Genomic DNA, 18,354 nt, shown 5'->3' with positions numbered 1-18,354 from the left:
CATTTGAACAGTTTGTTCTTTTATAAAAAGATTTCTTTATTTCCTCTCAGAAATTCCCTTGCCTCACTCCGACGAACAGAGCGAGCACGACTATCGCGGAAATCACTGCCATCGTCAATACTGGACCGTATTTCTTATAAAAAGGCGTATCGTCTGGATATGGATAGCCTTCCCTTTCCAAGCTGGGCGGAACCAGCCCGTTCGGATCTTTGAGATCCAGATCTTCATAATATACGGACGCGAAAGCCGAGCCCGATGCGGGCGTGGCGCTTCCGACCATGGTCAACCCGTTGATAACGTCCACTGCATACCATTTCTCGTCTGCGACGCACTCGTTCCAATAGGCGACCTTCCCGTCCGAGGAATCGCCGTAGAACATGCCTTTGACGGTGACCGCTTCCAAACCGTTGTTCGAAGCGACATACGTGAATGCGGCGGCGATTCCGGCGGAAGACGACGACCTTTTCACGAGCGCATCGTAAAGATCGCTGATCTCCCCCTCCTCATCATCCTTCTTGGATATGCCGGAAAGATCCTTGGCAATCGATTTCGCTTTGGACGAATCGCTCCCCGAATAGGTTTTGAGGGCATCTTTGACGGAATCCAATGTCTTCTGCACTGAATCGGCGTATTTTTCCTGCACTGAAATCTGGAACGACACCGATCTGACGGCGTAATAAGTCGTGGGATCCCCGGTCAAAGTCACCGACGCTATTTCAGACTCGACCTCTATTCCTTTCACTGGGAGGTCCCAAAGCCATATGCAAAAGGGATCGCTCAGATAGACGGCAGCGGCCGCATCGTTGGCTTCGGAGGCGGCGTATCCTTTCGCTTCCTCTTCGCTCAGGAAAAGGACTACATTCGGGAATTCCGCTGAGATTGTCTGGGTGGCATCCACGCTTCCCGATAGATTTGAGATTTCCGCGTATACCGCCGACGAATTCGCATCCAGCTGCGATACGTAATCGTCGCTCGCGCCTTCCGAGTCCGCGGACTGGACGGATAGCGCGAGAAGCATCGCTGCCGAGATAGCCAGAAACGCCCAGACCCATTGTTTCATGCTTGGGCTATATTGGGATTATAATTAAAGATACCCTATGTCAGAAATAAGGACCGCCATGTTATTATCGAACTGGACATATGGAAGAGCATATGCGGGTCGACGAATTGGACATCCCCGAGCGCATCGCTGAAGCGCTGAAGGCCGAAGGCTTCCTGGAATTGCATCCCCCTCAGGCGGAGGCCATTCCGGTGGCGTTGGAGGGGAAAAGCGTCGTAGCCGCTATACCAACCGCCAGCGGGAAATCCCTCATCGGGTACATTCCGGCGCTGAAAACGATAACCCGCGGAAGCAAAGTCCTGTACATAGTGCCTCTGAAGGCGCTTGCATCGGAGAAAAAGGACGATTTCGATAGATTCTCCGATTTGGGGGTGAAAGTCCATCTCAGCTCGGGCGACCTGGACGCCGAAGACAGAGGCATCTCAGAAGCCAACGTGGTGGTCGCGACCTCCGAAAAAGCGGATTCGATGATCCGCCATGGCAGCGAATGGATCCGCGACGTCGGTTTGGTAATCGCGGATGAGATCCACATGATTCACGACCCTGGAAGAGGCCCGACCTTGGAGGTCGCCCTGACCAAACTCATGCGCAGGAACAAAGACCTCCAGATAATCGCCCTGTCCGCGACCATATCCAACGCCGAGGACCTCGCCGAATGGCTCCATGCCGAGCTCATAAAAAGCGACTGGCGCCCGATTCCTCTCAAGGAAGGCGTCTATTTCGACGGCACCATAAGATTCGGGGACGGAAGCAGACGGGAAGTCGAATCGACCGGCAAAGATGAGGTCTGGAACCTTGTGGAGCAGACGATCAGAGAGGGCGGCCAAAGCATAGTGTTCGTGAACAGCAGGCGCTCCACGGAATCCTTGGCCGCCAGATTCGGCAAGCCGCTGTCCAAGATAGTCGGCACAAAGCTATCCGGAGCGGAGGCATACATCCTGGAGGGAGAGGCCGAATCCACAGCATCCGGAAGGAAGCTGGCCGAATGCGTGAGATGCGGGGTGGCATTCCACAACGCCGGGCTCACGTACAGGCAGAGGAAGTTCATCGAGGATGGCTTCCGCCAAGGCAGGATAAAATGCATAGTGGCTACCCCCACCCTCGCAGCCGGGATCAATCTCCCAGCAAGAAGAGTAGTGATCAGAGACACGACGCGCTTCGAGACAAACGCAGGCAACGTGCCGCTCCCCGTAATGGAGATAAAGCAGATGAGCGGCCGCGCCGGCAGGCCGAGATTCGATCCGTATGGGGAAGCCGTCCTGATAGCGAAGAACATCAACGACGCCGACCATCTGATGGACGATTACGTAAACCACGACACAGAAAGGCTTACATCCAAGCTCTTCGGGGAGAATGTCCTCAGAAGCCATATGCTCGGACTGATAGCCACCGGAGACGCCTGGTCCGAAGATACGGTCCTGGATTTTCTCAGGGACACCTTCTTCGGGACGACCTCGCAGATGTTCGGGATAGAATCGGTTGTGGAAAGGACCATCGGATTCCTCGAAGAGGAGTGCATGGTGGTCCGCGAAGGGAGCAGGATAGTCGCACTCCCGTTCGGAAAAAGGATCTCCGACATGTGCATAGATCCGATTTCCGCGTCGATATTGAGGGATGCGGTGATGAAGATAAGGGACGACACCGAGACGTTCCCGATCCTAGTCGCTGCCGCCATGACCCCCGATGTGCTGGGCATGTTCCCCAAGAAATGCGACGGGGATTCCCTTACGGCCGCCGCCGCGAGGATGGATGACGCGTATCTCGTGGATCCCGATGACATCGAAGATTACGACCCCGAATTCCTTTACAGCGACCTGAAGACGGCTCTGCTGGCCGAGAGATGGATCGAGGAGATTCCAGAGGAGATCATCACCGATGAGATGGGGATTGGCCCCGGCGACATAAGATCAAGGATCGACATGATGGACTGGATCCTGTACGCCATGGGCGAGATCGCCATGATATTCAACCCGGACGCGACCGTGAAGATCAAACCGCTGATAACCAGGATCAGATATGGAGTCAAAGAGGAGCTCCTAGGTCTGGTCGGATTCCGCGGAGTGGGACGCAGCAGGGCTAGAGTCCTGTTCGACAGCGGGATCAAAACCGAGATGGATGTGATGGCCGCCGACGAGTCTTTCCTCGCCGATCTCCCCAAGATAGGGAAGGCACTGGCCAAAAGCATGAAGTCGAAATTCGGAGGGGGAAACCATGCTCAGGAGCCTTCTGCACAGCCTTCGTTCTCCTCCGACATGCCCGACGATGAGGAGGAAGCCATGCTAATCGCCATGGCCGAGGAATACGGCATGGCGGCGGAAGAGAAAATTCCCGAGCCGGATCCGGAGAAACCGAAGAGAACCAAGAAAAAAGCGGATATAGACGCCGGGGGACCCCGGCAGTCCAATCTGTTTGATTTCTGACCTCTCACTGGGAGAGGATGCGCTCGACTTCTGCGACGGAATTGCCGCATTTGATCGGGGGAGCGCAGTTGTTGATGATGGTGTCCGGATCCTTGAGGCCGTTTCCGGTGCAGATGCAGACCGCCCTCTCATCCCTGTCGGCGATGCCCATCTCGCGGAGCTTCTTCAGTCCGGCCACGGATGCGGCGGAAGCAGGCTCGACGCAGACGCCCTCTTTCCTTCCGAGGAGCTGCTGTGCCTTGATGATCTCGTCGTCAGTCACCGTCAGCGAATAGCCGCCGGTGGAATAGATGGCGTGGAGCGCTTTCCTTCCGCTGACCGGGTTCCCGATCCTAATCGCGGTGGCGACGGTCTCCGGATTCGGCTCGGCGACGAAATCTTTGGTCTTGGCCTTGAAAGCCTTAGCGACCGGCGCGGAGCCTTCGGCCTGGATTCCCGTGAGCATCGGGACTTTGTCGATCCATCCGACCTCTTTCAGCTCGGTGAGGGCTTTGTAAACCGCCCAGATGTTGGCTGCGTTGCCCACGGGAAGGATGATCCTGTCGGGTACGTCGTAGTTGAGCTGATCCATTATCTCGAAGAGAACGGACTTCTGTCCTTCCGGGCGGTAGGGATTGATGGAGTTGAGGAGATACAGCTTCCTCTCGTCCGCCATTTTCCTGGCCAAAGCCAGGGCGTCATCGAAATTGCCGTCGATCGACAGGACTTTGGCGCCGAAGAAAAGGGCCTGGGCCAGCTTTCCCATGGCGACCTTCCCGGACGGCAGGAAGACGGCGCATTTCATCCCGGCTTTCGCGGCGTATGCGGCGAGAGAGGCGGACGTGTTCCCGGTAGAAGCGCATCCCACGACTTTCGCGCCGAGCTCTTTGGCGTGCGAGACTCCGATGGTCATTCCCCTGTCCTTGAACGATCCCGTGGGGTTCAGTCCCTCGAACTTCACGAAGGTGTTCTCGACCCCGATCTCCGCGCCCAGAGCTTTGGTGGGGTACAGAGGGGTGCCGCCCTCCTGGATGGAGACTTTGTGGGCGGGATCCACGGGCATGAACGGAGCGTACCTCCAAACGCCTATGGGCTCCTTCCTGAGATCCTCGGGCTTCATCTCTTTGACCTTCTCCAGGTCCATCTTGACGGTCAGAAGGCCGCCGCATTTGGGGCAGATGTTGACGAATGGATCGTCGACTTCCGCTCCGCAATCCCAGCAGATGACTTTGTGAGCTGCCATATTCATAACCTCCTGCATCCGGTGCCGCAATCCGTGACCCAGGTGTCGCATTTCATGCCGTTGTCGGCGTAAAGCGCCCTGATGCTGTCAGCGATGGATTCGCCGTTGCGCAGGTTCTTGTCGTAAAATGAAATTATGCAGGGGCCTGAGCCTCCCAGGAAAGAGACGAGAGCGCCGTGAGACATGGCCGCATCCTCGGCTTCTTTGAGATGCGGAACCAGATGGGCCCTGGCCGGCTCGAAAACCGCATCCTTGACCGAGCGCCCTATCAGCGGGAGGTTCCCCGACATCATGGCGTAGACGAGGCAGGATGCGTTGCCGACATGGAAAACGAGATCTTTGACCGGGACCTCTCTGGGAAGAACCATGCGGGACTCCTTGGTGGGGACAAGAACGTCAGGCATGGCCACAACGATGCCGAGATCCTCCGGAGGCTTAATGCTGATGACCTCGAAAGGCTCATACGAACGGATGATCGTGAATCCTCCCAGTATGCAGGGGGCCACATTGTCCGCGTGGAATCCGCCGGATGTGACGTCTTCAGCATGGGCGGCACAGAGGACGACTTCGGTGGGGCTGAGCTTCTCTCCGCAAAGGATGTGCGCGAGATATGCCCCTCCGGCGGCGGAAGCCCCTGAGGACCCTATTCCGCTGCAGGGCCTGATGCCTTTCTTTATCTTCAGCTCGATCCCGAAATCGGCGCCGCATCTCCTGAGAACCTCGGCGGCGGCGATTCCCACCGAATTCTTCTCGGCATCCAAAGGGATGGACTCCGAACCGGGTCCGGAAACCTCCGAAATCACTATCCCAGATTCGATTTTCCTTCCTTCTATGATGTCATAGGGCTCGTTGAGGGCGATCCCGAAAATATCAAAGCCAGCTCCTATGTTGGATGTGGTGGCTGGCGCTGAGATTCTAATCCATTCTTCGGTCATTGGGCTCACGCTTTCTGCCACGCCATCATCGCATCATTAAATTAAGTTTGTCTAACGGCATATCCCATTTGCCGATAAGTAAGGGATTCCGCCTCGGACGCATCATATTTAAGGCTGGGAGCCATGATTCGCGTACATGGAAGCGCAGGTCATCGGCATGAGAGGGAAAGCCGGGTTCGACGATATTATCGGGCATTTCACGTCCATGGGCGGGGAATGCGTCCTTCTCGATCCCGACATGGTCTGCGGGAAATGCCATGCAATGTCGGCTTTCATGCATGCGAAAAGGGCCTTCGAGGAAGGGACCAACAGATCCAAGACAATCATGTCTGAGATCATACTTTATTGCGCCTGGGAAAGGCAGATCGGCAAAGCCATGGCCAAGATGAGGCCGAAAGAGGGCAGGGACGAATACGTCGCCGTTCTTCTGGGCATAGACGACCCCGAATTGGATGCCATCGGCATGGAAAGGGACGATTCCCTCGCGGATGCCACCGAAGAGAAAGCGAGGAAGCTGGGCCTGAACGATGGTTTCCTCTCTTACGAGGACCAAGCTTTGGAGAACGTGGCCTGCGTCGAGCTCCTGAAAACCTGAGATGAATCTCCATCCATCTTTATTCAGAAATCATACGGCGTCTTCCCGCCGAATTCCTCTCTGACGATCTTGGCGAGCGTCTCTAAGTTGCCTTCATTGTTCGCCGCGATGAACGCGCAGGCATGGTCATAATCGACGGGGCCCTCCATGGAGACCATGAATCCTCCGGCCTCCGAAAGGATGACGGAAGCGGCCGCATAATCCCAGGGGCACAGGCGTATTTCGAAGAATAAGTCCACGGCGCCTTCAGCCAGCATGCTCAGTTCTATTGCGGCCGTCCCGATCCTGCGTATGTCGTTGCAGATGGGATGCATCCTCTCGCTGACCCTGAAACATCCGGACGCATATTGCTTGTAATAAGCGCACCACGCCGTGCAAAGCAGGCAATCCTCCATCGGGCGGTCGGAGACGCGTATGGGAACGCCGTTCTTGCGGGCTCCTTTCCCTCTCTCCGCGCTGTATAGATTGTCTGTGTATGGATTGTAAACAACTCCCATAAAAGGCTCCCCGTCCTTCAGAAGCCCCACGGATATGCCGATCTCTGGGATTCTGCGGGCGAAGTTCGTCGTGCCATCGATGGGATCGACTATCCATGTGTATCCTTTATGAGCGACCGGGACATCATCGCCTTCCTCGCCCTTGAAAACGGAGCCTGGAATCAGCGATAAAAGCTCTCTCTTCAAGAAAATCTCATTCTCGACGTCGACGGAGGTCACCACGTTCTCCTTGGTGCCTTTGTCTTTGACCGTGAAATCGGCGGTATCCCTGACCATGACGCCGGAGCGTCTCACAATATCCTCCAACTTGGATAGCACGGATGGGAAATTACGGCAACCATATTTATTGTAACCTACGTTCATAGAATATGCCCTATGAAGTCACCCAAGAGCTCGAAGACGAGCTGACGATGATACAGCGCAAGATTATCGACGAGGAGAAAGCTGTCCTCGTCGTTTTCGAAGGCCACGACGAGCGCGTCCAAGAGATGATCATAAACGAATTCCTGAACCTGCTGGATCCCAGGGTAGCCAGATACTCCCATTTCCAGGCCGGAGAGAAGAACGATCCCAGGACCACGATGAAAACCATCGGCCATGAGCCGGCCAAAGGGAAGATCGCCGTCTACGACCGCTCCTGGTATTCCTGGCTGAAGCCTTCGCAGATTGAGAAGGGCGATATGCTGAAGGTCGTCAACGACCTCGAACGCTATTTCACGTCCAACGGCGTTATCCTGGTCAAATTCTTCCTGGATTCGGTCAAAGACAGCCTTGGATCCGCCGGCGACCGCATGAACGGGCCCAAAGGTACGTTCCTCGCGGACGACCACGACTATGAGATATGGAACAGGAAGACTTCCTCGAAGATCATCTCCGAGACCGGAACGCCGACTGCCCCCTGGGACGTGATCAAAGTGGGCGACAGCGCCGTGAAAACCACGGACAGCGTCATCCAAACCTTCCTGGACCGCGTCAAATCCAGGATGGATTCCGGGTATCCCCCGTCCAACCTGAAAGTCGAGCCTCTGTTCGAGAACCCGCGCAAAAATTTGGATCTGAGCAAGACCGCCAAAAACTACCGCGCAGACCTTACCAGGCTTTCCGAGGAGCTGAACCGCCTTCAGGCCAAACTGGCGACCTCGGACAAAGCCTTGGTCATAGTGTTCGAAGGATGGGACGCAGCCGGGAAAGGAGGAACCATCAAGCGCGTCACCAGGGCGCTGAATCCCAGAGGCTATTATGTCAACCCCGTGGCGGCCCCGACTGGAGAGGAGAAGCTTCACACTTACATGTGGAGATTCGCCATGAAGATGCCGAAAGCGGGGCACATCTGCATCTATGACCGCTCCTGGTACGGAAGAATGATGGTGGAACCCATAGAAGGCTTCTGCTCGAAAGAGGAATACGGCCGCTCAGCCGCGGAGATACGCGGATTCGAGAAATTCCTGGCGAGCACAGGATGCATCGTGCTGAAGTTCTGGATGGAGATAAGCCCCGACGAGCAGCTCCGGAGATTCAAAGAGAGGCAGGAGAACCCGGTCAAACAGTACAAGATAACCGAAGAGGACTGGCGCAACCGCGAAAAATGGGGCGTCTACGAGGAATACATCGACAGGATGATCTCATCAACCAACGCCGAATGGGCCCCTTGGATCGCCATCGAATCGGAGAACAAGAAATACGGAAGGATCAAAGTCCTGAAAAAGATAGTCGAGACTCTGTCCAAGGAACTGGATTGATTCGTCTTTCAACGAAATTAATATTCGACACTCTTATATATAAACGGCCGAATCCTTCCCTCCATGGTCGACGAATTCAAACAGAAGATCGCCGGCGAAATCGCGCTTTCGCCCAATCCGGGACGCACGATCAGGAAATGGAGGGAGGAATTCGGCCTTTCCCAGAACCAATTGGCAGACGCCATGAGGATTTCCCATTCTGTCATCAGCGATTACGAATCCGGGAGGAGAAAATCTCCAGGAGTCAACGTCATCAGGAAGATGGTGGACGCGCTAATCGATCTGGATATGGCCAACGGTTCGCCCGTCATATCCAGATACAACCCCGACAAAAAGCTCGAATGCATAAAATCGATGGACGAGTTCCTGATAGGGGTCGGGATGGATACTTTCATATCCAAGATAAAAGGGAAGAACCTCAACCCGGACTGCCCGGCGAAGATCGTCTACGGTTTCACCGTGGTGGATTCTGTGAAGGCCATCCTGAGCCTTGGATCCCAGGATTATCTTAAGATATACGGGGGGAACATCGAAAGGGCCCTGCTCTTCACGAACGTCCACTACGGGCGCTCCCCCATGATCGCGGTGCGCGCGCATCCGCTCACACCCGCCATGGTCGTCTACATCAGACCGGAGACGGTTGACCCGTTGGCGGTTAAGCTGGCCAAACTCGAGAAGATCCCGCTTGTGGTCACGGACCTCACCGCGGAGGAGATCACAGCCAACCTTAGAGTTTTCAGAGAGGAATGAAGATGGAAGTCGGAATCGTTAGCTACGGGGCATACGTCCCAAGATACAGAATAAAGCCTGAGGAGATAGGCAGGATCTGGGGGATCGACGGCAAAGCCATGGGCAAAGGCCTGATGATCAACCAGAAATCGGTGCCTTCACCTGACGAAGACGTCGTCACCATCGCGACCGAGGCGGCCAGATTCATGATGGCCAGGGTCCCGGAGGTGGATCCCCAAGACATCGGCGCGATCTATGTCGGATCGGAATCCCATCCCTACGCGGTGAAGCCTACCGCAACCATAGTCGCGGAATCCATAGAGGCGACGCCGGCCATGACCGCCGCAGACCTCGAATTCGCCTGCAAAGCCGGGACCGCCGGAATCCAGGCGTGCATGGGTCTCGTCGGATCCGGGATGGTCAGATACGGCGTAGCGATCGGAGCGGACACCTCCCAGGGTGCGCCCGGCGATGCGCTGGAATACTCGGCTTCGGCAGGAGGTGCGGCATACCTCATCGGTTCGGAGAACGTCATAGCCAAGATCAACAAAACTCTCAGCTTCACCACCGACACTCCCGATTTCTGGAGGAGGGAAGGGCAGCCCTACCCGCTCCACGGAGGCAGATTCACCGGCGAGCCTGCGTATTTCAGGCATGTGACCTCCGCCGCCAAGATGATGCTGGAAGCCATGGGCACCCAGCCTTCCGATTATGATTATGCGGTGTTCCACCAGCCCAACGGCAAATTCCCGACAAGGGTGGCCAAGCAGCTCGGATTCTCGCCGGAGCAGATAGAGTACGGCCTTCTGACGCCGGAGATCGGAAACACCTACAGCGGAGCGGTGCCTCTCGGTCTGGCCAGCATCCTGGACCACGCCAAACCCGGGGACAGGATTTTCGTAACATCTTACGGATCCGGAGCCGGAAGCGACGCGTTCGACATCACCGTCACCGACGCGATCAGCAGGTACAAGAGGGACAACGCTCCCGTGCTGGAGAAGATCCTGGCGAATCCCGTCTATGTGGATTACGGGATCTATGCGAAATTCAAGGAAAAGATCGTCATGCCGGAGTGATTGGGATGAGAGACGTAGCAATCATTGGGGTAGGAACCACCGCGTTCGGAGAGCACTGGGAGAAATCCTTCAGAGCCATAGGGATCGAAGCGGGGATGAAAGCGATGGCCGACGCCGGGATCTCCGGGAGCGACATCGACGGCATGTACATCGGCAACATGTCTGCAGGCCATTTCATCAATCAGAAGAACATCGCATCGCTGATAGCCGACTATTCAGGGATGTCGACCAACCATGTCCCGGCCACCAGGATAGAGGCCGGAGGCGCGTCGGGAGCGGTCGCTTTCAGGCAAGCCTTCATGGCCGTGGCCTCCGGGCTCAGCGACATCGTCCTCGTAGGAGGAGCAGAGAAGATGACCGACCTGGATGACGTGAAGATCAATTCCGTTCTGGACACCACCGCGGACGCTGAATGGGAAGCTGGGATGGGGATGACCTTCGCCGGCCTCCATGCCATGATAGCGCAGAGGATGATCCACGACGGCATCGCGACCAGGGAAGAGATCGCGTCTTTCGCCGTCAACAGCCACTACCACGGCGCCCTGAACCCGGACGCGCAGTTCAGGAAAGCGATAACCCTCGATACTGTGCTGAAATCCGGCTTCGTAGCCAGCCCTCTCCGCGTGTTCGATTGCGCCCCCATATCGGATGGCGCCGCATCCGTGGTGCTCTGCCCGCTGGAGGACGCCAAGAAATACACCGATTCGTACGTCAAGGTGTCTGCGGCCGAGCAGGCCAGCGATACCCTCGCTCTGTTCCAGAGGGAAGACATAACCACTTATGGTGCGACCGTTGCCGCCGCCCAGAAGGCGTATGCGAAGGCAGGGATCAAGGCCGAAGACGTGGACGTCGCGGAAGTCCATGACGTCTACACCGTATCAGGGATCATGGCGCTCCAGGACCTCGGGTTCTTTAAGAAGGGAGAGGCAGGAAAAGCCGTGCTGGACGGGCAATGCCAGGTGGGCGGAAGCGCCGTCACCGTGAACACTTCCGGAGGGCTCAAGGCACGCGGGCATCCGATCGGTGCCACCGGCGTGGCTCAGATAGCGGAGATTGCGCAGCAGCTCAGAGGCCGCGCGGACAAGAGGCAGGTCGACGGCGCCAAATACGGTCTGGCCCAGAGCACCGGAGGAACCGGTTCCGTCGCCGCCGTGACCATAATGGAGGCGATCTGATGGCATCCGTAGCGAAGGAATGGAGAGAGATTCCCGGAAGGTACAACCTGATAGGCACCAAATGCGGGAACTGCGGGAAGATATTCTTCCCTAGCCGCGACTTCTGCCCCGTATGCAGAAGGAAGGGCATCGGAAAGATAGAGAAATACAACGTGTCCCGCACCGGCGAAATATACACATACACCGTGATCTACGACGCCCCCGACGCCAACGTAAGGCAGAAGCCCTATGCGGCGGCGATGGTCCGCACGGACGACGGCATCCTGATAAGCGGCCAATTAGTGGACGTGGACCTCGATAAGATAGAGATCGGCATGCGCGTCCGCGCCGTGCTCAGAAAACTGGATTCAGATGGGATCAGCGGAGTCATCCACTACGGATTCAAGTTCGTGCCGGAAATCTGACGGCACAAACCAAACCGCGCCCATCGCGGAATCTTTCGGCGCAGACTGATAATCGGCGCCTTCAACCTGTTTTGGGGGGTTCTTGCCCCCCATACCTCTTCGCTCCCGATTTCCGGGGATACGGGAACGGCTTAGCTGTGCACGATTACAGTGGCGCATCTGGCCATTCTGGTCAGCGACTCAGAAACACTGCCATAGACCAATCTCTTCACGCCCGTGCGTCCGTGGGTGCCGCATACTATGACATCATGTCCTTCCGACAGCGAAACGATGTCATTCACGGCATGGCCGACAGTGACCTTATAATCCACATCGACACCTGCGGCCTTCGCCTCTTCCATGACAAGGGAGAATACCTTCCGGGCATCCCTGTCTATCTCTTCCATAGAGTAATAGATCGGGTTCAGGCTGTAACCTATGTCCTTGACATATACCGCGGTAACCCTGCCTCCGGATTCCTTTGCCATGGAGATCGCTTCCCTCACGGCTGTCTTGCTTGCTTCCGTTCCGTCTACTGCTAACAATACTTTCTTGTACATTTCGTATCCCCGTAGTAAACATTTCATTAATTAATATTTAAAATATTACCATAAATGTCATGTTTATTGAGTTTACAATAAAAATAATGACTAATCTCAGGAAATTCCATGAGGGGTCTGTCCAGCGCCTCCGCAAACGCTTCCATTCGCCATTATAAAATACTGAATTCCTTTAACTCAAAGCATAGGAGCCATTCCATGGAAGAAATCGGAGATTGCTTGAGAACGGTGAGCACCGCCGAAGGTGACATCGGAATCTACAGCCTCAGGGAGCTGGAAAAGAAAGGCATCATCAAGGACCTCTCCAAGATGCCGTACAGCATCAAAGTGATCGTAGAATCCATGCTCAGGAGAAGGGACGGAAAGATTGTCACAGACGATGACGTCATCGCGGCCGCATCTTGGAACCCGAAGGAGAACACCGACCGCGATCTCCCGTGGATACCCGCCAGAGTCCTTCTCCAGGACCTCACCGGCGGAGCAGCCGTCGCCGACTTGGCTTCGATGAGGGATGCTGTAGCTGCCATGGGCAAGAACCCCGAGCTGATCAATCCGCTCGTGCCGGTGGATCTGGTCATCGACCATTCCGTCAACACCGACTTCGCCGGGAGGGACGATGCCAAGGAGCTCAACGAGAAGCTGGACTTCCAGAGGAACAAGGAAAGGTACGCGCTGTTCAAATGGGCGCAGAAATCGTTCAGGAACTTCCGCGCGGTGCCGCCTGGAAACGGGATCTGCCACCAGGTAAACCTGGAATACCTGTCGCCTCTGGTTCACGTAAAAGAGGAGAACGGGAAAAAGATAGCCTACCCCGACTCTTGCTTCGGAACCGACTCCCATACCACCCAGATAGACGGACTCGGCGTCGTGGGATGGGGCGTCGGCGGCATCGAAGCGGAAGCGGTCATGGTCGGGCAGCCCAGCTACATGAAGCTCCCGGATGTCATAGGATTCAGGCTCACCGGCAAGCTCAGCGCCGGTGTCACTGCCACGGACCTTGTGCTGACCATCGTGCAGATGCTCAGGAAAAAAGGCGTCGTGGGCAAATTCGTGGAGTTCTTCGGACCCGGTTACAAAACCCTTGAGCTCGCGGACAGAGCGACGATCGCCAACATGGGCCCCGAATACGGCGCGACCATGGGATACTTCCCCGTCGACGAAAAGACGATCGAATACCTGAAACTCACCGGAAGGGACCTCAGCCACATCGATGCCGTCGAGAAATACATGAAGGAGCAGTCGATGTGGTACGAGAGCGAGCCGGAATACACCGACACCATGGAACTGGACCTGTCGACCGTGGAACCCTGCCTCGCCGGCCACAAGAGGCCCCAGGACAGGATCATGCTGTCCGAGATGAAAGAGAAGTTCTCCGAGACCCTCAAAGCGTTGGGAGTCGAGAATCAGAGGAAGCCCGTGGCAGACGTGCTGGGTGACGGCTCGTTGGTCATAGCTTCGATCACCTCGTGCACCAACACGGCCAACCCGTCTGTCATGCTGGCCGCGGGATTGGTCGCCAAGAAAGCGTGCGAGCTCGGTCTGAAGCCCAAGAGCTTCGTCAAGACCTCCCTGGCGCCGGGATCGAAGGCGGTCACCGAATACCTCAGAAACTCCGGGCTTCTGGTATATCTGGAGAAGCTTGGGTTCCAGGTCTGCGGATACGGATGCATGACCTGCATCGGCAACTCCGGGCCGCTTTCCGACGAGGTCAGCGATTCCATCAGGGCTAACGACCTCGCCGTCGCCGCCATCGCTTCCAGCAACAGGAACTTCGAGGGACGCATCCACCCCTTGGTGAGGGCGAACTATCTGGCTTCTCCGCCTCTCGTGGTGGCCTTCGCCATCGCGGGGCGCGTCGACATAGACCTGGACAGGGAGCCTTTGGCAACCGTCGGAGGCAGGGACGTCTACCTCAAGGACATCTGGCCGGCCGATTGGGAGATTGAGAAGCTGAAAGACGAATACGTCACCAGGAAGGTGTACGAATCGAAGTACAAGGACATCTTCAAGGGATCCGAGAGATGGGACGCCGTGGAATGCGCCGATTCCCCGCAGTTCTCTTGGGACGAGGATTCCACATACATCAGAAACCCGCCGTTCTTCGACGAGATATTCGAGGAGCCCGGGATCAGGAGCATCGAGAGGGCCAGATGCCTGGCGAAGCTGGGGGACAGCATCACCACCGACCACATCTCCCCTGCCGGCGCTTTCTCCGAGGACTCCGACGCCGGAAGATACCTGCTGTCCAAGGGAGTCAGCAAAGAGGACTTCAACTCCTACGGATCCAGAAGGGCCAACCATGAGGTCATGGTCAGAGGGACTTTCGCGAACGTCAGGCTCAAGAACCAGCTGGTCCCCGGGACGGAAGGCAGCAGATCCGTATATCTCCCGGACGGAACCGTCGGGACCATATTCGAGACCTCGAGGAAATACGATGACGACATGACGCCGCTGATCGTCCTCGCCGGCAAAGAATACGGAACCGGAAGCTCCAGAGACTGGGCTGCGAAAGGCCCGCTTCTGCTTGGTGTCAAAGCCGTCATCGCCGAATCCTTCGAGAGGATCCACAGATCGAACCTCGTCGGCATGGGCATAGTCCCGCTCCAGTTCCTTCCGGGGCAAAGCTGCGAGACGCTACAGCTGGATGGGACCGAGACCTTCGACAACGATCTGGAGGACATGGAGCCCAAGGGATACGTCAGGGTCACCGCGTACAGAGGCGGCAAGAAGCTGGAGTTCGACACCGTCTGCAGGGTCGACATGGACGTCGAGATGGAATACATCGCGAACGGCGGCATCCTCCAGTACGTCCTGAGAAGGATGGCCGAGTGAGCCGCCGATAGGAGGGGAACCTCCGGGATCTTTTTTTCATTGCGGAGAGGGCGCGCCTGCCTTCTCCGCCTTTCCGAACGCTATGATCGCGTGGACGAGCATCATCAGTCCGCCGATTATCTCACCTATCGTGAGCAGGATCCACAGGGACCCGAGGGTGCCGAAACAGTAAGCTCCGAAGAAGAACAGCCCGGTCAGCATCAGATTTCTGGCGAGGGCGTTGTACATCCCTCCGCGAGCCCTGTCCACCGCCTGCATAAGCGATGACCCGGTGTAGATGAAGGACATCGCCGGCAGGAACACGCAGAACATGCGGATCATGTCCGTCATCTCGCCTTGCATATGGCGGAGGCCGTCGCTATGGGTGAAGACTGCGGCTATCGGATCGGACAGCAGGGCGGTGATTGCCGAGAACGCCACCAGAAGGACGAAAGCGCGGACGGCCGTGAAGCGGAACCCGTCGCGGATCATGTCGAACCTTCCCATGCCGTACTCTGCGGAGCATACGCTCACCAAAGCGCCTCCGAGAGCTTGGGCCGGGACCAAGAGGATGTAGAACACCCTCCAGCTGGACGAATAGATCGCTGCCCCGTCGGTTCCGCCGCAGACTATGACGCAGTAGTTCAGCGCTATGTTGAACACATTCATCACGGAGAGCTCCAAAGCTTCCGGAAGACCGACCGAGAATATGTCCTTCCTGACGGCGGCGTCGCTTCTCATGTACGCCTTCCTTATGCGCACGAAAAGCCCTCTCCCGCGGACGTACCATATTATCGCTACGAGGCACGAGACGGCGAACGATATGGCGGTGGCCCACGCCGCTCCGGCCACGCCCATGTCAAACCCGAATATGAAGATAGGATCCAGGATTATGTTCACGACCGCGCCGGTGGCCTGCATGAGCATGGAGCGCTTTGCGGCCCCTTCGCCGCGGAGCATCCCGGCCAGAATTCCGCTGAGGATTATCAGGAACGTCGAGATGAACAGCGGGTAAGCGTAGCCGAGGCACTCGCCGATGGTATCGCCCGCACCCATCGCAGGCATGGCATACGGGGCGATAAGGATCAGCGCCGGCGTCATGATGGCGGACACCTGGGCGGCAACCACGAATCCTTGGGCGGCTGCCCTCTCTGCCTTCTCCCTGTGCTTCATGCCGATGCTGCGGGCTATGGCCGCGGATACCCCGACACCCAACCCGTTGCCGATTCCTATCTGCACGCAATACAGAGGATATACTATCCCGAGCGCGGCCATGGCATCGCTGCCGAGATCGGAGACCCAGAGGCTGTCGACTATGTTGTTCAGGCTCTGGAAGAGAAGGGCGACAGCCAGAGGTATAGCCATCGCTACTATACCCTTTCTCTGGTTCCCCAGAAGCAACCCTACGCCTTCGGTCTCCCCTTCCATGGAATCGCCCCGACGCTGAAAACCGAGCCCATATTTATTTTCATCCACGGAAACGCCGTCCCACATATCAGAAAGGATGCCCGCGAAGGATTGGGTTGAGATTAATCGAACGGTCCGATAACGGTAATAACGATGCCGTCGGTGTTCATATGGAGTGTGCGGTTCTGCCCGGATTGGAAGAAGACGGAAAGCTTGGGTTCGGACTTATGCGCCTGCCGAAAAAGGACGGTCAGATCGACGTCGAGCAGGTCAAAACCATGGTTGACATGTATATGGGAGCTGGCCTGACATATTTCGACACCGCTTGGGCATATCCCGGAAGCGAAGAGGCCATAAGACAGGCCCTGATAGAGCGCTATCCCAGAGAAAGCTTCGCGCTGGCGACCAAGATCGCGGCTTGGAGATGCGAGAGCCGGGAGGAAGCTTTAGCGCAGCTCGGGACATCTCTGGAGCGGACCGGCGCCGGATACATCGATTACTATCTCCTCCACAACCTCGGCGAGAGCCGCACGGCATATTTCGACAGATACGGGATCTGGGATTTCGCTCAGGAAATGAAGAAAGCCGGGAAGGTCAAGCACGTCGGCTTTTCGTTCCACTCCAGGGCGAAGGAGCTCGAAAAGATACTCGAAGAGCATCCCGAGATGGAGTTCGTTCAGCTCCAGATAAACTGGGCCGACTGGGACAGCCCCACCATAGAATCCCGGAAATGCTACGAGACCGCCAGAAGATACGGGAAACCAATAATCGTGATGGAGCCCATCAAAGGCGGGCTTCTGGCCGACCCGCCGGAGAAAGTAAAGGAGATCCTGGACGGAGACAGGAGCGGAAAATCATATGCCAGCTGGGCGCTCCGTTTCGCAGCCAGCCTCCCGGGAGTTTCGAAGGTTCTTTCGGGCATGTCGAACGTCGAGCAGATGGCTGACAACCTGTCCTTCATGAAAGATTTCAGGCCGCTGGATGAGCGGGAGAAAGAAACCATAGCCGACGCCCAGGTTGCTATGGCCTCGTTGCCGATCATCCCATGCACCGCTTGCGATTACTGCGCCAAAGCATGCCCCAAAAACATCGGCATATCCGGGACGTTCTCAGCCATGAACATCGTGAACCTCTATGGGTATTCTGATTTCGCGAAAAGCGAAGAAAACTGGCTGGTCAAGCTCCATGGAAAGAACCCAGGGACCGAATGCATCGGATGCGGGGAATGCGAAAAAGTCTGCCCGCAGCACATCAATATCAGAGAGGAACTGAAGAAAGCCAACGCGACATTCTATCCCGGATGAGATCCAGAAAGGTGTTGGGCGGCCCCGATCCACCATATGCAAATCCTTATATCGGTCAAACAGATGCTCCGCATGTGGGCCCGTGGGGTAGCTTGGTATCCTTGTGGCTTCGGGAGCCATTGACTCCGGTTCAAATCCGGGCGGGCCCACTGATGTATTATGCTATTCAGCATAATTTTTGACCTTGTTTCTCGCGGTCTGGCTAATAGCGTTTGTGTTTTTCTAAATAGTTTTTTGAGTATTCGGGAAGGTGTGGGTCCGGCTTTTTGTTGTTGGGCCCACGCCCTCCTGCGTTCACACCTTGGACCCGCGCCTCAGGATCTCGTGGACCTCGCTAAGGACCGACTTGTCCCTGTAGCTCGCGTAGTACTTCTGGGTGGTCTCCACGGAGTCGTGGCCCATGCAGTACGACACGTACTCTATCGGCACGCCCCTGTCGAG

15 protein-coding genes and 1 tRNA gene are annotated in these 18,354 nt (G+C 56.5%); 10 read left to right on the top strand and 6 right to left on the bottom strand.

Annotation, left to right across the window (positions count from 1 at the left end):
• Positions 1-46 precede the first annotated feature (46 nt).
• Positions 47-1,060, bottom strand: a complete 1,014-nt coding sequence (locus IKP20_06390) for a hypothetical protein (GenBank protein MBR4504579.1) — start codon at positions 1,058-1,060, stop codon at positions 47-49.
• 92 nt (positions 1,061-1,152) lie between these two features.
• Between IKP20_06390 and IKP20_06385 the strand changes: the two genes are divergently transcribed.
• On the top strand, positions 1,153-3,480 hold the full coding sequence (locus IKP20_06385) for a DEAD/DEAH box helicase (GenBank protein ID MBR4504578.1): 2,328 nt from the start codon (positions 1,153-1,155) through the stop codon (positions 3,478-3,480).
• 4 nt (positions 3,481-3,484) lie between these two features.
• Here IKP20_06385 and IKP20_06380 read toward each other — a convergent pair whose 3' ends face one another.
• Together IKP20_06380 and IKP20_06375 are read right to left on the bottom strand one after the other, a co-directional pair.
• Positions 3,485-4,702 carry a threonine synthase gene (locus tag IKP20_06380; protein MBR4504577.1) on the bottom strand — a complete coding sequence of 406 codons (1,218 nt, stop codon included), beginning with the start codon at positions 4,700-4,702 and terminating at the stop codon, positions 3,485-3,487.
• Between the two features lie 2 nt (positions 4,703-4,704).
• Positions 4,705-5,637 carry a homoserine kinase gene (locus IKP20_06375; GenBank protein MBR4504576.1) on the bottom strand — a complete coding sequence of 311 codons (933 nt, stop codon included), beginning with the start codon at positions 5,635-5,637 and terminating at the stop codon, positions 4,705-4,707.
• Positions 5,638-5,773: 136 nt separating this feature from the next.
• Between IKP20_06375 and IKP20_06370 the strand changes: the two genes are divergently transcribed.
• Positions 5,774-6,232 carry a hypothetical protein gene (locus IKP20_06370; GenBank protein ID MBR4504575.1) on the top strand — a complete coding sequence of 153 codons (459 nt, stop codon included), beginning with the start codon at positions 5,774-5,776 and terminating at the stop codon, positions 6,230-6,232.
• A 23-nt stretch (positions 6,233-6,255) separates the two neighbouring features.
• On the opposite strand, the gene IKP20_06365 is transcribed toward IKP20_06370, so the two are convergent.
• Positions 6,256-7,047 (bottom strand): inositol monophosphatase, encoded by a 792-nt coding sequence (locus IKP20_06365; protein ID MBR4504574.1) that lies wholly within the window; start codon positions 7,045-7,047, stop codon positions 6,256-6,258.
• 50 nt (positions 7,048-7,097) lie between these two features.
• Between IKP20_06365 and IKP20_06360 the strand changes: the two genes are divergently transcribed.
• From IKP20_06360 to IKP20_06340, 5 genes are all read left to right on the top strand, one after another.
• Positions 7,098-8,468, top strand: a complete 1,371-nt coding sequence (locus IKP20_06360; GenBank protein ID MBR4504573.1) for a hypothetical protein — start codon at positions 7,098-7,100, stop codon at positions 8,466-8,468.
• 63 nt (positions 8,469-8,531) lie between these two features.
• Positions 8,532-9,218, top strand: coding sequence for a helix-turn-helix domain-containing protein (locus IKP20_06355; protein ID MBR4504572.1), 687 nt, complete (start codon positions 8,532-8,534; stop codon positions 9,216-9,218).
• 2 nt (positions 9,219-9,220) lie between these two features.
• Positions 9,221-10,273 carry a hydroxymethylglutaryl-CoA synthase gene (locus IKP20_06350; GenBank protein ID MBR4504571.1) on the top strand — a complete coding sequence of 351 codons (1,053 nt, stop codon included), beginning with the start codon at positions 9,221-9,223 and terminating at the stop codon, positions 10,271-10,273.
• Positions 10,274-10,278: 5 nt separating this feature from the next.
• Complete coding sequence (locus IKP20_06345; protein MBR4504570.1) at positions 10,279-11,448, top strand: thiolase domain-containing protein; 1,170 nt, start codon at positions 10,279-10,281, stop codon at positions 11,446-11,448.
• A complete protein-coding gene (locus IKP20_06340; GenBank protein ID MBR4504569.1) occupies positions 11,448-11,852 on the top strand; it encodes a Zn-ribbon domain-containing OB-fold protein in 405 nt (134 codons plus the stop codon). The genes IKP20_06345 and IKP20_06340 overlap by 1 nt, the downstream gene beginning before the upstream one ends.
• Before the next feature lie 131 nt (positions 11,853-11,983).
• Here IKP20_06340 and IKP20_06335 read toward each other — a convergent pair whose 3' ends face one another.
• The gene (locus tag IKP20_06335; GenBank protein MBR4504568.1) at positions 11,984-12,391 is read right to left on the bottom strand and encodes a universal stress protein; all 408 of its coding nucleotides are present in this window, start codon (positions 12,389-12,391) and stop codon (positions 11,984-11,986) included.
• Positions 12,392-12,589: 198 nt separating this feature from the next.
• Between IKP20_06335 and acnA the strand changes: the two genes are divergently transcribed.
• Positions 12,590-15,223: an aconitate hydratase AcnA gene (gene acnA, locus IKP20_06330; GenBank protein MBR4504567.1), complete on the top strand. Its 2,634-nt coding sequence runs from the start codon at positions 12,590-12,592 to the stop codon at positions 15,221-15,223.
• Between the two features lie 36 nt (positions 15,224-15,259).
• Here acnA and IKP20_06325 read toward each other — a convergent pair whose 3' ends face one another.
• Positions 15,260-16,630 carry an MATE family efflux transporter gene (locus IKP20_06325; GenBank protein ID MBR4504566.1) on the bottom strand — a complete coding sequence of 457 codons (1,371 nt, stop codon included), beginning with the start codon at positions 16,628-16,630 and terminating at the stop codon, positions 15,260-15,262.
• Positions 16,631-16,779: 149 nt separating this feature from the next.
• Between IKP20_06325 and IKP20_06320 the strand changes: the two genes are divergently transcribed.
• A complete protein-coding gene (locus IKP20_06320) occupies positions 16,780-17,913 on the top strand; it encodes an aldo/keto reductase (protein MBR4504565.1) in 1,134 nt (377 codons plus the stop codon).
• Positions 17,914-17,989: 76 nt separating this feature from the next.
• Positions 17,990-18,062, top strand: a tRNA-Pro gene (locus IKP20_06315).
• Positions 18,063-18,354 lie beyond the last annotated feature (292 nt).

The sequence above is a fragment of the Candidatus Methanomethylophilaceae archaeon genome (genome assembly GCA_017524805.1).
Taxonomy (GTDB): domain Archaea; phylum Thermoplasmatota; class Thermoplasmata; order Methanomassiliicoccales; family Methanomethylophilaceae; genus Methanoprimaticola.
Note: the sequence above shows the minus strand (reverse complement) of the source record. Positions and strands in the feature narration are given on the sequence as shown.